General features: G+C 60.2%; 12 protein-coding genes. 8 read left to right on the top strand and 4 right to left on the bottom strand.

Annotation, left to right across the window (positions count from 1 at the left end):
* Positions 1-34 precede the first annotated feature (34 nt).
* Positions 35-679, top strand: coding sequence for a hypothetical protein (locus IMCC20628_RS07790; RefSeq protein WP_047029756.1), 645 nt, complete (start codon positions 35-37; stop codon positions 677-679).
* A gap of 27 nt (positions 680-706) precedes the next feature.
* Here the strand turns inward: IMCC20628_RS07790 and murI are convergent, their stop codons facing one another.
* Together murI and IMCC20628_RS07780 are read right to left on the bottom strand one after the other, a co-directional pair.
* The gene (gene murI, locus IMCC20628_RS07785) at positions 707-1,504 is read right to left on the bottom strand and encodes a glutamate racemase (protein WP_047029755.1); all 798 of its coding nucleotides are present in this window, start codon (positions 1,502-1,504) and stop codon (positions 707-709) included.
* Complete coding sequence (locus IMCC20628_RS07780; RefSeq protein WP_047029754.1) at positions 1,501-2,310, bottom strand: RNA methyltransferase; 810 nt, start codon at positions 2,308-2,310, stop codon at positions 1,501-1,503. The genes murI and IMCC20628_RS07780 overlap by 4 nt, the downstream gene beginning before the upstream one ends.
* Before the next feature lie 255 nt (positions 2,311-2,565).
* On the opposite strand from IMCC20628_RS07780, the gene IMCC20628_RS07775 reads away from it, so the two are divergent.
* The 5 genes from IMCC20628_RS07775 to IMCC20628_RS07755 all read left to right on the top strand — a co-directional run bounded on the left by IMCC20628_RS07775 (position 2,566) and on the right by IMCC20628_RS07755 (position 6,579).
* Positions 2,566-3,777, top strand: coding sequence for an NADP-dependent isocitrate dehydrogenase (locus IMCC20628_RS07775; protein WP_047029753.1), 1,212 nt, complete (start codon positions 2,566-2,568; stop codon positions 3,775-3,777).
* A gap of 3 nt (positions 3,778-3,780) precedes the next feature.
* Positions 3,781-4,206, top strand: coding sequence for a hypothetical protein (locus IMCC20628_RS24200; protein ID WP_052766345.1), 426 nt, complete (start codon positions 3,781-3,783; stop codon positions 4,204-4,206).
* A complete protein-coding gene (locus IMCC20628_RS07765) occupies positions 4,203-4,829 on the top strand; it encodes a DedA family protein (RefSeq protein WP_052766344.1) in 627 nt (208 codons plus the stop codon). The genes IMCC20628_RS24200 and IMCC20628_RS07765 overlap by 4 nt, the downstream gene beginning before the upstream one ends.
* On the top strand, positions 4,826-5,437 hold the full coding sequence (locus IMCC20628_RS07760; RefSeq protein WP_047032363.1) for a glutathione S-transferase family protein: 612 nt from the start codon (positions 4,826-4,828) through the stop codon (positions 5,435-5,437). The genes IMCC20628_RS07765 and IMCC20628_RS07760 overlap by 4 nt, the downstream gene beginning before the upstream one ends.
* A 134-nt stretch (positions 5,438-5,571) precedes the next feature.
* Positions 5,572-6,579, top strand: a complete 1,008-nt coding sequence (locus IMCC20628_RS07755) for a DUF1883 domain-containing protein (RefSeq protein ID WP_156174436.1) — start codon at positions 5,572-5,574, stop codon at positions 6,577-6,579.
* Positions 6,580-6,729: 150 nt separating this feature from the next.
* Here IMCC20628_RS07755 and alaS read toward each other — a convergent pair whose 3' ends face one another.
* Complete coding sequence (alaS, locus tag IMCC20628_RS07750; RefSeq protein WP_047032361.1) at positions 6,730-9,384, bottom strand: alanine--tRNA ligase; 2,655 nt, start codon at positions 9,382-9,384, stop codon at positions 6,730-6,732.
* 215 nt (positions 9,385-9,599) lie between these two features.
* Entirely contained in the window at positions 9,600-10,691 is a 1,092-nt protein-coding gene (gene recA / locus IMCC20628_RS07745) for a recombinase RecA (protein ID WP_047029752.1), read from the bottom strand.
* A gap of 244 nt (positions 10,692-10,935) precedes the next feature.
* On the opposite strand from recA, the gene IMCC20628_RS07740 reads away from it, so the two are divergent.
* Entirely contained in the window at positions 10,936-11,901 is a 966-nt protein-coding gene (locus tag IMCC20628_RS07740; RefSeq protein WP_047029751.1) for a PfkB family carbohydrate kinase, read from the top strand.
* Positions 11,898-12,821: a pseudouridine-5'-phosphate glycosidase gene (locus tag IMCC20628_RS07735; protein WP_047029750.1), complete on the top strand. Its 924-nt coding sequence runs from the start codon at positions 11,898-11,900 to the stop codon at positions 12,819-12,821. Before IMCC20628_RS07740 ends, IMCC20628_RS07735 begins: the two co-directional genes overlap by 4 nt.
* Positions 12,822-12,825 lie beyond the last annotated feature (4 nt).

The raw sequence follows: 12,825 nt of genomic DNA, 5'->3' as shown, positions 1-12,825 counted from the left end.
GTGTTACACACTGACATGGAATGGGGAGTCGATCATGTTTCTTGTCGGATTGATTTGGTGGGTTGCCGCACCGCTCTCGCTGGTGGCAGCGGTGATCGCGGTGGCAATCCCGTTGCGCAAGCGCGGAAAAGCGATTGGCTTGACCGCTGGAATTGCAGTGGTTCTGATACCCGTCGCCCTGGTCTACGCTCAGGACCGGGCGGAATTCGCAGCAATTTGTGATGAACGCACGGGAACCCAAATCTACAAGACAGCAACCGCCGAGGGCATGTTGCTTGCGTCTGAAACCGCAAACAGCTTCGGCACGCGCTACATCTACGACGAAGGATTTCAGTGGTACGAGGCAGGCGATATCTACAACCGCAATGCCTGGGTTCGTTACCAGCGCGGTGAGAATGACACGATCACAACCATTGCAATTCCACACCCCACCGCCCGCTATGAAGTGCGGGAAACCCTCAACTCCGCCAACTCCCACACCACAATAAACGCCGTGACGATTGCTGACCGGTCCACCGAAGAGGTGCTTGCCGTTTCGGCTATGGCAAACTTCGACGGCGGCCGCATGAAATATGTATTGGGAATGCTTGGCCCCGCCTCATGTCCGGATCCAGGCGTCGGGTCGGGCTTCAATGAGAGCTACCATCTGGCGCGCGACACCTTGCAACTAGGCCTTTGATCGACGGGTGTACCATGCGGGCCTTCCCTACCGCTTGTCCTGGCTCAAGCCAAACCCGTGCATCAGCCGCTGGGCGGAGTAATCGGGATTGCCGGAGGTAAAGACAACGCTGTCGCGGGCATCGGGCAGCGCGTCACCACCCGGCAATGTATCGACAATCGCCAGCGCGCGGCGCGCAATAGCTTCAGCCGGGTCGATCCAGTCCACCGGCCATGGCGCCACCTTGCGCATGCGGTTGACCAAAAACGGAAAATGCGTGCAGGCCAGCACCACAATATCGGTCTGCCGACCGTTCTGGCTGACAAAACACGGCTCGATTTCCGCCTTCACCGCAGCCTCGTCAACAAACCCTTTGCGCATATAGGTTTCGGCGAGTTCCGCCAGATTTTCAGACCCCACCAGCCGCACATGCACCTTGTCGGCATAATCGCGGATCAGATCTCTTGTGTATTGCCGCTTTACCGTGCCGGGCGTTGCCAGAACCGAAACCAATCCGGACCGGGTTCGCTCGGCGGCGGGCTTGATTGCCGGTACGGTGCCGACGAACGGCATGTCTGGATAGGTTTTGCGCAGCGCCGGCATGACGATGGTCGAAGCGGTGTTGCAGGCAATCAGCGCCAGCGCCGGCTTGTGCCTGTCGATCAATCCTGCAAACAGCTCGACGATACGGTCGCTGAGCGCTCCCTCTTCCCACCGGCCATAGGGAAAACCGGCATCGTCAGCGACATAGACAAAGCGCCGCCCCGGCATGATCACCCGCGCCTCGCGCAGCACGCTCAGGCCGCCAATGCCGCTGTCGAACACCAGAATCGGTTGATCGCTCATTCCTTGTCCCCTGTTTCGCCGCCGTCGCTCGGCATCCGTTGTCCCGGACGACCAAACCGGTCAAATGAGGCAAAAAGACCGCGCAGCACATTGATTTCATCGGTGGAAAACCCTGGTCGGGTCAACACCGCGCGCAAATTGTCGACCGCCTTCATCCGCTTGGTCTCGGAGCGGAAATAGCCCCGCGCATCAAGCCCTTCCTCGATCTGGGCGAACAAACCATGCAGATCGGCTTTTGGCGCCGGTTCCACCTCCGGCTTGTCAAATGCGGTCTGATGCGGGCTGGCGAGCCCCGATTTCATCCACTCATAGGACATCAGCAACACGGCCTGGGCAATATTGAGCGAGGCATAGGCAGGATTGACCGGAAAGGTGACGATCTCGTCGGCAAGCCCGACTTCCCAGTTGCGCAACCCGATTCGTTCGCGACCGAACAGGATTCCGGTCTTTTCGCCGGCGTTTTCACGTCCGCGCAAAATCTCGCCCGCCTCCACCGGCCCACGCACCGGCTTGTGCCCGTCGCGCGGCCGCGCCGTGGTGGCATAGACCAGATTTAGATCCGCAAGGGCTGCTTCCAGTGTCTCAAATACCACCGCGCCGGCAATCACATGATCGGCGTGGGCAGCTGCGCTGATGGCCTTGTCATTTGGCCAGCCATCGCGCGGATTGACGATTCTGAGATTGGACAGGCCGAAATTGGCCATGGCGCGCGCCACCATGCCGATGTTCTCGCCCAGTTGCGGCTCCATCAGAATGATCGCCGGGCCACCGGTGATCAGTTCGCGATTTCGATCAGTTCCGGCCATCTGCTTGCTCCCGGTGCGACTGCGAACGGTTGATTTCAGGTGAATATGTCAAGGCAGCCCCGTTCTGTCTGGCCGAAAGCACTACTTCCGCTTCCGCCCACAATCAAGGCAACCATCACCGACAGCAGGAAGCGAACCTGCACAGACACGCTGTCAGCATGTTGTGCGCGCGCGCGGCTTTTGTTATGAGATGCGGCAACTGAACGGGCGACATATGGTCTCCCTCTGACAACCCCCTCTAAAGGTCAAAAAAGCATGGCAAAGATCAAGGTAGCAAACCCGATCGTCGATCTCGACGGCGATGAGATGACACGCATCATCTGGCAGTTCATCAAGGAAAAGCTGATCCTGCCCTACCTCGATCTGAAGATCGATTATTACGACCTCTCGGTGGAATACCGCGACGAGACCGACGATCAGGTGACTATCGATGCCGCCAACGCCATCAAGAAGCACGGCGTCGGCATCAAATGCGCCACCATCACCCCGGATGAAGGCCGCGTCGAGGAATTCGGCCTGAAAAAGATGTGGCGTTCGCCTAACGGCACCATCCGCAACATTCTTGGCGGCGTGATCTTCCGCGAGCCGATCATCATGAAGAACGTCCCGCGTCTGGTCCCCGGCTGGACCAAGCCGATCATCGTCGGCCGCCACGCCTATGGTGACCAGTACCGCGCCACCGATTTCAAGTTTCCCGGCAAGGGCAAGCTGTCGATCAAGTTCGTCGGCGATGATGGCGAAACCATCGAGCACGACGTCTTCGACGCGCCGTCAGCCGGCATTGCCATGGCAATGTACAACCTCGATGATTCGATCCGCGATTTCGCCCGCGCCTCGCTGAATTATGCGCTGCTGCGCAAGGTGCCTTGCTACCTGTCGACCAAGAACACCATCCTCAAGACCTATGACGGACGCTTCAAGGATCTGTTCGAGGAAATCTTCGAGGCAGAATTCAAAGACAAGTATGCAGAAGCCAAGATCTGGTACGAACACCGCCTGATCGACGACATGGTGGCTTCCGCGCTGAAATGGTCCGGCGGTTATGTCTGGGCCTGCAAGAACTATGACGGCGACGTACAGTCCGACATCGTGGCTCAGGGCTTTGGCTCGCTCGGCCTGATGACTTCGGTGCTGATGACCCCGGATGGCAAGACCGTGGAAGCCGAAGCGGCCCACGGCACCGTTACCCGGCATTATCGCCAGCATCAGAAGGGTGAGGAAACCTCGACCAACTCGATCGCCTCGATCTTCGCCTGGACCCGTGGCCTCGCTCACCGCGCCAAACTCGACGACAATGCCGAACTTGCCAAGTTCTCCGACACACTCGAGCAGGTCTGCATCCAGACCGTCGAGTCGGGCTTCATGACCAAGGATCTGGCACTGCTGATCGGTCCCGATCAGCCTTGGCTGTCGACAACAGGTTTCCTCGACAAGATCGACGAAAACCTGCAGAAGGCCATGGCCTGAGAAATGGCCACCGGGGCTGCTGTCACGCTTAAACGGCTGTGGCGCAACAACCGGTGGCTGACCATCTCGTTCCTGCTGACATTGACGCTGGCGCTGTTTTTCATCATTCGCGCCGGCGTTTTCTTTGTCTACTGGCAAAACCACGCCGATGAGCCGATCGAAGGCTGGATGACCATCCGCTATGTCGCCCGCTCCTACCGGGTTGATCCCAAACTCGTCCATGACGCCGTCGGCCTGCCCGACACCGGTCCGGACCGGCGGCCGCTGATCAGGATCGCCCGCGACGAAGACCTGCCACTGAACACACTGGCGACATCGATCATCGACGCGATCAAGGCCGACCGTACATCCCGCGGCGTCGCAAACAGCGACCTTCCGAATCCCGGAATCCCCGAAGCCGACGCTCCTGATGCGACCCGGCAGCCATGACCGGGCAGTTACTCGACTATCTGGCCATATACGGGGTGCCCGCGGCTGCGTTTCTGCTGGCCATCGGTCAATTCGGTATCCCGCTGCCAACCTCGCTCGCGCTGCTGACCATCGGAGCACTTGCCGCCAATGACGATGCCGATCTCGCCACCGCCTTTGCCTGGGCACTTGCCGGTGCCACCCTTGGCGATCAGGCGGGCTTTCTGACCGGACGTTTCGCCGGACAGACGGCCGAAGACCGCCCCGGTTTCGTGGGTGGCCTGGCCCGAAAGGCCCGGTCAGCCGAGCCGCTCATGACCAAATGGGGCGCAAGCGGCGTGTTTTTCAGCCGCTGGCTACTCACCCCCCTCGGCCCCGCCGTCAATATTGCCAGTGGTGTCATCGGCCTTCCGTGGCCGGTTTTCACTGTTTGGGGAGTGGCCGGGGAAGTTCTGTGGGTGTCAATCTACATAGCTCTCGGTTTCACCTTCGGCTCCAACATCGAAGTACTGGCCGGAATCATGGGCAACCTGTCGATGGCACTGGCGATGCTGGCGCTGGCCGCTTTCCTCGGCTTCAGGCTCATCAAGGCCGTCAAGAAGACCCAGCGCCGGACACGCTCCAATCGGCAAGAGCGGTCATGACCCCCGCGCAGACGTCAGCTCAAGTCTCCCTCATCGGCGCCGACTACAGCGTCTACAGCCGCATTGCCCGGATCGCGCTCAATCTCAAAGGCGTGACGTTTGATTTTGTACCACTGGACGTATTTGCGGCGGATGGCCCTGAAAAAGCGCGCCTCGCAGGCCATCCGTTTGGCAAAATTCCAATTTTGCGCCACGGCAAGCGGGTCGTGTTCGAGACCCTCGCCATCGCCCGCTACATCGACCAGGCGTTCGAAGGCCCACTGCTTCAACCCGAAAACCCGGCCGATCGCGCCCGCATGAACCAGATCGTGGCGATCGTCGATACGCAGGTCTATCCGGTTCTTGTCTGGGGCCTCCATGTTCCCAAATCGGAAGGCCACAATCCGGAGCCGGGAATGATCGACAAGGGCGGCTCAATTCTGTCTGTGCTGGATGATCTGGCAGGCAAACCCTGGCTTTGCGGTACACAACCTTCACTCGCCGATGCTTATCTGGCTGCGAGCATGGAATACATTCTCGACAGCGCCGTCGGCGACCTGTTCCCCCAACACGCACCACGGCTCTGGAACTGGTGGCAGCATGCGCAACGCTCATTGCATGTGTCATGAAACCTTGCAGCGCTCTTCCAAAAGCTCACAGAAACTGAAAATTCACCTTATTCCAGCCGATTGTACCGATAATCAACCAAGCCTTAACCGGACAATGGCATCCCTGTTGGCAGAGATTGGCAAGGGATTTTGTTTTGGATTTCTCCCCACGCTACAAGTGTTATGCTTTGGGAAAACAGACGGCGGGAACAGTCGTCGAAGTCGTGCTGTCCTGCATCAACAACATCCGTCTCATGGACCAGGCCAATTTTCAGCGCTATTCGGAAAACAAGACCTTCCAGTTCATTGGCGGACGAACCGAGAAATCGCCAGCCAGGTTCACCGTTCCGAGAACGGCCAATTGGCATGTCGTAGTCGACAAAATCGATTTTGATACACTGGCGAATTCAAATGTCCGCACCATATCGCCCAAAAGCCCTAAGCCGGCAGGATCATCATCTGGCTACAAGGCTGGAACATCCAACTCGGTGAGCAGGGACCCGAGCGGAAATCGGTTCGCCAGACCAGATTCGGAAGCCTATGTGGTGACCCGGATTCTCAGGGAACTCAACGAATACAAGCAAATCGCCAATACAGACGCATTGACAGGATTGTCCAACCGTCGCGCATTTGACACCAGAATGACACAGGTCTTCGGTGATCCGCAAAACCTGCCCACAACCGCGCTTATCCTCACCGACATTGACCACTTCAAATCGTTCAATGACAGGTTTGGCCATGCAGTTGGTGATCGTGTCCTGAAAATTGTCGCTGAAAAAATCCGCGAAAGCCTTCCGGCCAGCGCCTTTCCTGCCCGTACCGGTGGCGAAGAATTCGGCATCATCGTCGAAGTAGCCAGCCAGAACGCTGCCTATGAAATCGCCGAACTGGCCCGGAGCGCTGTCGAAATCACAGCTTTCCTCAACAAAGCCGGTGGAACGGATTGCGGCCGGGTGACGATATCGCTTGGGATTTGCATGGCGGACAACGCAATGACGATAGAGGATCTCTACAACAAGGCGGATCAGGCGCTGTATGCATCCAAGAAGGACGGCAGGAACAAGTCCACCGTCTTCGAGGATGACATGTTGGACGATTCCGCCTCCAGCGTCGCAGACACGACGACGATTATTCCCCACCGCAGCAGCGCACGATTGATGTGACGCAACCCGCCGCGAGAGCGGCGACAGAAGCTGGTAAAAACTCAAGCCGAAGCCGATCAACGCAAAACGCCCGGGAACGTCCCGGGCGCCATCTCAATGTTCAACGTCTCAACGGCCCTTTAATAAAGACTTTTGGTTTGCCATCCTTGGTCATCCAATGGCGGCTGCAACCGCGTCGATTGCAGCATCCGCATTGACGCCATCTGGCCCACCGGCCTGGGCCATGTCGGGTCGTCCACCGCCGCCCTTGCCGCCGATTGCTTCCGACGCAGCGCGCACCAGATCCACTGCCGACAGACGTGAGGTCAGGTCCTCTGTGACGCCGACCACGACGCTGGCCTTGCCATCTTCGCCAACGGCGACGAATGCGGCAACGCCAGAGCCAAGCGAAGTTTTGGCCGCATCGACCAGTCCCTTGAGATCTTTCGGCAAAACACCGTTGACCACCTTGCCCAGATATCTGACACCGCCAATATCTCGGCTCTCATCGCCATCCCCGCCGCTGCCGCCAAGCGCCAACTTCTTGCGGGTTTCCATCAATTCGCGTTCAAGCTTCTTGCGCTCGTCCATCAGCGCCTCGACCCGCGTGGCGACGTCGCCCGGCTGAACCTTCAGCAGCGCCGCAACCTGCCTGAGCTTTTCGTCCTGATCGGCAAGATGCCGCCGTGCGGCATCTCCGGTCAGGGCCTCGATGCGGCGCACGCCGGAGCTGACCGCGCTGTCGGACAGCACCCGCACCAGGCCGATATCGCCGGTCGCAGCCACATGGGTGCCGCCACACAACTCGACCGAATAGGGCCGGTTGGCCTTGTCGCCATGCGTCGCCGTGCCCATCGACACCACCCGCACTTCGTCGCCATATTTTTCACCGAACAACGCCATGGCGCCTTCGGCAATGGCGTCGTCCACCGCCATCAGCCGGGTTTTCACCGGGCTGTTTTGCAGGATGATCTCGTTGGCGATGGTCTCGACAACCGCAAGTTCCTCAGCCGTCATCGGCTTGTTATGCGAGACGTCGAAGCGCAACCGCTCCGGCGCAACCAGCGAACCTTTTTGCGCCACATGGGTGCCGAGCACTTCGCGCAGCGCTTCATGCAGCAAATGCGTGGCGGAGTGGTTGGCGCGGATTTTTGTGCGTCTTGCATGATCGACCACCAACTGCGCCACGGCGCCACGCACCACCTTGCCCTTGGTCACCTTGGCCCGGTGCACCCAGACGCCCTCGCCGCGTTTTTGGGTGTCGCTGATTTCAAGCGTGTAGCCCTCACCCGATATGGTGCCCTGGTCGCCCATCTGGCCGCCGGATTCGCCATAAAACGGAGTCTGGTTGACCACCACATCAACCCTGTCTCCGGCGTCGGCCGTCTCCACCTCGGCGCCATCGCGCACCAGCGCCAGGATCACGCCCTCGGCCACTTCAGTGTCATAGCCGAGGAAATCGGTGGTGCCGACCTTGTCCTTGATCTCAAACCAGATGGTTTCGGTGGCGGCGTCGCCCGAACCCGACCAATGTTTGCGGGCCTCGGCCTTCTGCCGGTCCATCGCAACCTTGAACGCGTCGGTGTCAACATCGACGCCGCGCGGGCGCAGCGCGTCCTGGGTCAGATCGAGCGGGAAGCCATAGGTGTCATAAAGCTTGAAAGCGGTGTCGCCATCCAGCCGGTCGCCTTCGCCAAGGCCCTCGCTGGCCTCGTCAAGCAGGCCCAACCCCCGCTCCAGCGTCTTGCGGAAGCGGGTTTCCTCCAGCTTCATCGTTTCCGAAATCAAAGCTTCAGCCCGCTGCAGTTCCGGATAGGCCCTGCCCATCTCGGCAACAAGTGTCGGCAGCAGCCGGTACATCAACGGGTCTTGTGCGCCCAGCAGCTGCGCATGACGCATGGCGCGCCGCATGATCCGGCGCAGCACATAGCCGCGGCCATCCTTGGCCGGCAGCACCCCGTCGGCAATCAGGAAGGCCGAGGACCGCAGATGGTCGGCAATCACCCGGTGGCTGACACGGTTCTTGCCTTCAGCAGGAACGCCGGTCAAATCCTCCGAAGCGGTGATCAGCCGCCGGAACAGGTCGATGTCGTAATTGTCGTGCTGGCCCTGCAGCAGTGCGGCAATGCGCTCGAGCCCCATGCCGGTGTCGATCGACGGGCGCGGCAGATCAACCCGTTGATCGGTGGAAATCTGCTCGAACTGCATGAACACAAGGTTCCAGATCTCGATGAAGCGATCGCCGTCCTCATCCGGCGAGCCTGGAGGTCCACCCCAAATATGATCGCCATGATCATAAAAGATTTCCGAACAGGGTCCGCAAGGTCCGGTGTCGCCCATGGCCCAGAAATTGTCATTGGTCGGGATCCGGATGATCCGGCTCTCGGGGATGCCGGCGATCTTGCGCCACAGGTCGAATGCCTCGTCATCGGTGTGGTAGACGGTGACCAGCAACCGTTCCTTGTCGATGCCGAATTCCTTGGTCAGCAGATTCCAGGCCAGTTCGATGGCGCGATCCTTGAAATAATCGCCAAAGGAGAAATTGCCCAGCATCTCGAAAAATGTGTGGTGGCGCGCCGTGTAACCGACATTGTCGAGGTCATTGTGCTTACCGCCGGCGCGCACGCATTTCTGCGATGTCGTCGCGGTCGAATAGGGCCGGTGCTCAAGACCGGTAAAGGCATTCTTGAATTGCACCATGCCCGCATTGGTAAACATCAGTGTCGGATCATTGCGCGGCACCAGCGAACTGGAGGCCACGACCTCGTGATCGTTTTTCTTGAAATAGTCGAGAAAAGACGACCGAATTTCGTTTACGCCACTCATGATCAACCCTTTGTCAGAAAAGCAAGCAGTGCCCGAGATCGAGTTTATGGGCACATATGTCACATCCGCCGCGCGACCGGCAGACCGCCGCTTTTATCGCTCACCCGGTTGCCTGTCCAGACGGCAGCGGCCGCAGTCAAAACAAAACCGGCCGCCAGCCCCGGCAAGGGCTGACGACCGGCTTTCAGGCCAACAGGCTCGCGCCTGGTTTGATGCTACATTTCAGCGGACTCGGCGCTGTCGTCGTCATCCTTGCCCTTGTCCGCTTCGAGAAACTTTTCGGCAATCAGTCCGGCGTTCTGGCGCAGCAACAGCTCGATCTCGTCGGCCACCGCCGGATTGTCACGCAGGAACTGTTTCGAATTCTCACGCCCCTGCCCCAGCCGCTGGCTGTTGTAGGAGAACCAGGCGCCGGATTTCTCGACAATCCCGGCCTTGACGCCCAGATCGACCAGTTCGCCGACCTTGGAGACGCCTTCGCCATACATGATGTCGAATTCAACCTGCTTGAACGGCGGCGCCATCTTGTTCTTGACCACCTTGACCCGTGTTTGGTTGCCAACGACCTCGTCGCGGTCCTTGACCGAGCCGATGCGGCGGATATCAAGCCGCACTGAGGCATAGAATTTCAGAGCATTGCCGCCGGTCGTGGTTTCGGGCGAACCGAACATCACGCCGATTTTCATGCGGATCTGGTTGATGAAGATCACCATGCAGTTCGACCGCGAGATCGAAGCGGTGAGCTTGCGCAGTGCCTGGCTCATCAGACGTGCCTGCAGGCCGGGAAGGCTGTCGCCCATCTCGCCCTCAATTTCGGCGCGCGGCGTCAGCGCCGCCACCGAATCGATGACCAGCACGTCGATGGCGCCGGAGCGGACCAGCGTGTCGGTGATTTCAAGCGCCTGCTCGCCATTGTCAGGCTGCGAAATCAGCAGGCTCTCAAGGTCGACGCCAAGCTTGCGGGCATAGACCGGGTCGAGCGCGTGCTCGGCATCGATAAAGCCGCAAATGCCGCCCTTCTTCTGGGCTTCGGCGATGGTCTGCAGTGCCAGTGTGGTTTTGCCCGAGCTTTCCGGCCCGAAAATCTCGATCACCCGGCCACGCGGCAAGCCGCCGATGCCGAGCGCGATGTCGAGACCCAGCGAACCGGTGGGAACCGTTTCGATCTCGACCACGCCCTCATTGGCGCCAAGCTTCATGATGGAACCCTTGCCGAACGACCGTTCGATCTGGGCAAGTGCGGCGTCGAGCGCCTTGCTTTTGTCCACGGATTTTTCCTCTACCAGTCGCAAAGAGTTCTGTGCCATTTCGTCCACCTTTAGGTTATCGTGCCATCGCAAGCAATAAGTACACCGTGATTGATTTTGTACTCTATTTGTTCCACTCACGCAACCCCCACTCAACGCGTTGTAAAACAAAGAGAAACCTATTGATGTTCTTTTTTTGTTTCGTCATCAAAATGAAATCTCGCCTGTGGACGAAGACGCCGGTCTGGCGCCTCAGGCCCGCCGCTCCGATTCGGCCCGGCGCGATTGCTAAGGGGATATAGCCATGGCCCGCATCCTCGCCATCGGCGGCGCCCACATCGACCGCAAGGGCTGGCTCGCGGCCTCGCATCGCGCCGGCGTCTCCAATCCGGGCTGCTGGGAAACCGAAGCCGGCGGCGGCGCCTTCAACGCCGCGCGCAATCTCGCCCGCCTCGGCCATCAGGTCACCCTCGTCGCCCCGCGCGGTGGTGATGCGGCGGCTGATCTGGTGGCCCGTGCTGCCGAAGACGCCGGCATCGAGGATTGCCCTCTGACCTTTCTCGATCGCACCACACCGAGCTATTCGGCCATTCTCGAGCCTGATGGCAATCTGGTCACCGCGCTGGCCGACATGGCGCTGTATGATCTTGTGCCTGCGCGCCGGCTTTTGACCTCGCGGCTGCGCAAGCGGCTGGCTTCAGCAGAACTGCTGCTGGTTGATTCCAACCTGCCAGAAAGCGCGCTGTCGGCGCTGGCCGACGCAGCCGCCGTACTCGGCCTGCCGCTGGCCGTTATTGCCGTGTCGCCTGCCAAGGTGGTGCGCTGGCGCTCCAGCCTATCGAAAATCACGGTGCTGGCCATGAACGCCGCTGAAGCTGCCGCCCTCTCCGGCCTGCAGGCCAGCACCCAGAGTGAGTGGCCGGCGCTTCTGGCACGCACCGGGCTTTCAGGCGGGCTTGTCAGCGACGGCGCCGGGCCGGTGACAGCCTTTGCCGCTGGCCAGGCCATTACAAGCTTGCCGCCTGTGCTCGACCGGTTGATCGATGTCATAGGCGCAGGCGACGCGCTGGCCTCGGGCTATCTCGATGGCCTGCTTTCGGGCGGCTCACTCGAGGCCAATCTGACGCGCGGCATCGCACTGGCGCGGCTGACTGCCGGCGTTCTCGGTCCGGTGCGGCCGGATTTGTCTCCGGCATTGCTTGCGCAGGCGCTTGCCCGCATGCCAAAGCCGGACGAGAGCCAAATCCCAGTTCAGGAGCATCAAACATGACCGGGCCCATCAAGATCGAAACCACGAGGGAAGTTGCCGACGCGCTGGCGCAGGGCCGCCCCGTTGTGGCGCTCGAATCGACCATCATTACCCATGGCATGCCCTGGCCGGGCAATCGCGACATGGCGCTTGAGGTCGAGGCGGTGATTCGGGCCGAAGGCGCAGTGCCAGCCACCATCGCCGTCATCGATGGCCGCCTGCATGCTGGGCTAGACGAGGCGGCAATCACCAAGCTGGCGCAGGCGAAAGACGTGATGAAACTTTCGCGCGCCGATTTCGCCTTTGCGATTGCCGAAGGCCGCACCGGCGCCACCACGGTGGCAGCCACCATGATGGCAGCACATCTGGCCGGCATCCAGGTATTTGCCACCGGCGGCATCGGCGGTGTGCACCGTGGTGCGGAACTCAGTTTCGATATCTCCGCCGATCTCGAGGAGCTTGCCCGCACCCCTGTGATCGTCGTCTCGGCCGGCGCCAAGGCGATTCTCGACATCCCCAAAACGCTTGAAGCGCTCGAAACCCGCGGCGTGCCGGTGGTAGCCTTCGGTCAGGACGAGATGCCTGCCTTCTGGTCGCGCAAATCCGGCCTCACCGCCCCGTTGCGGCTGGATGATGCGGCGTCGATTGCCCGGTTTGAGGCCACCCGTCAGTCGCTCGGCAGCCATGGCGGCATGCTGATCGCCAATCCGGTGCCTGAAACCGATGAAATCCCCGCTGGCGAGATCAACCAGCATATCGATGCCGCCCTGGCAGCAGCCAAGGCGCAAGGCATCGAGGGCAAGGCGGTGACTCCGTTCCTGCTCGGCGAGATCCTGACGCTGACCGGCGGTGCCAGCCTCAAGACCAACATCGCTCTGGTGCTCAACAACGCCCGCCTCGCCGCCCGCATCGCCATGGCACTGACCGCTGGACCAAAATGATCGT

The organism is Hoeflea sp. IMCC20628 (genome assembly GCF_001011155.1).
Lineage (GTDB): Bacteria > Pseudomonadota > Alphaproteobacteria > Rhizobiales > Rhizobiaceae > Hoeflea.
This window is presented reverse-complemented; position numbering and strand designations above follow the sequence as displayed.

Coding starts and splice junctions, on each gene's coding strand:
- IMCC20628_RS07775 (WP_047029753.1), top strand. CDS start 2,566: ATGGCAAAGATCAAGGTAGCAAACCCGATCGTCGATCTCGACGGCGAT.
- IMCC20628_RS07765 (WP_052766344.1), top strand. CDS start 4,203: ATGACCGGGCAGTTACTCGACTATCTGGCCATATACGGGGTGCCCGCG.
- IMCC20628_RS24200 (WP_052766345.1), top strand. CDS start 3,781: ATGGCCACCGGGGCTGCTGTCACGCTTAAACGGCTGTGGCGCAACAAC.
- IMCC20628_RS07780 (WP_047029754.1), bottom strand. CDS start 2,310: ATGGCCGGAACTGATCGAAATCGCGAACTGATCACCGGTGGCCCGGCG.
- alaS (WP_047032361.1), bottom strand. CDS start 9,384: ATGAGTGGCGTAAACGAAATTCGGTCGTCTTTTCTCGACTATTTCAAG.
- recA (WP_047029752.1), bottom strand. CDS start 10,691: ATGGCACAGAACTCTTTGCGACTGGTAGAGGAAAAATCCGTGGACAAA.
- IMCC20628_RS07790 (WP_047029756.1), top strand. CDS start 35: ATGTTTCTTGTCGGATTGATTTGGTGGGTTGCCGCACCGCTCTCGCTG.
- IMCC20628_RS07760 (WP_047032363.1), top strand. CDS start 4,826: ATGACCCCCGCGCAGACGTCAGCTCAAGTCTCCCTCATCGGCGCCGAC.
- IMCC20628_RS07735 (WP_047029750.1), top strand. CDS start 11,898: ATGACCGGGCCCATCAAGATCGAAACCACGAGGGAAGTTGCCGACGCG.
- IMCC20628_RS07740 (WP_047029751.1), top strand. CDS start 10,936: ATGGCCCGCATCCTCGCCATCGGCGGCGCCCACATCGACCGCAAGGGC.
- murI (WP_047029755.1), bottom strand. CDS start 1,504: ATGAGCGATCAACCGATTCTGGTGTTCGACAGCGGCATTGGCGGCCTG.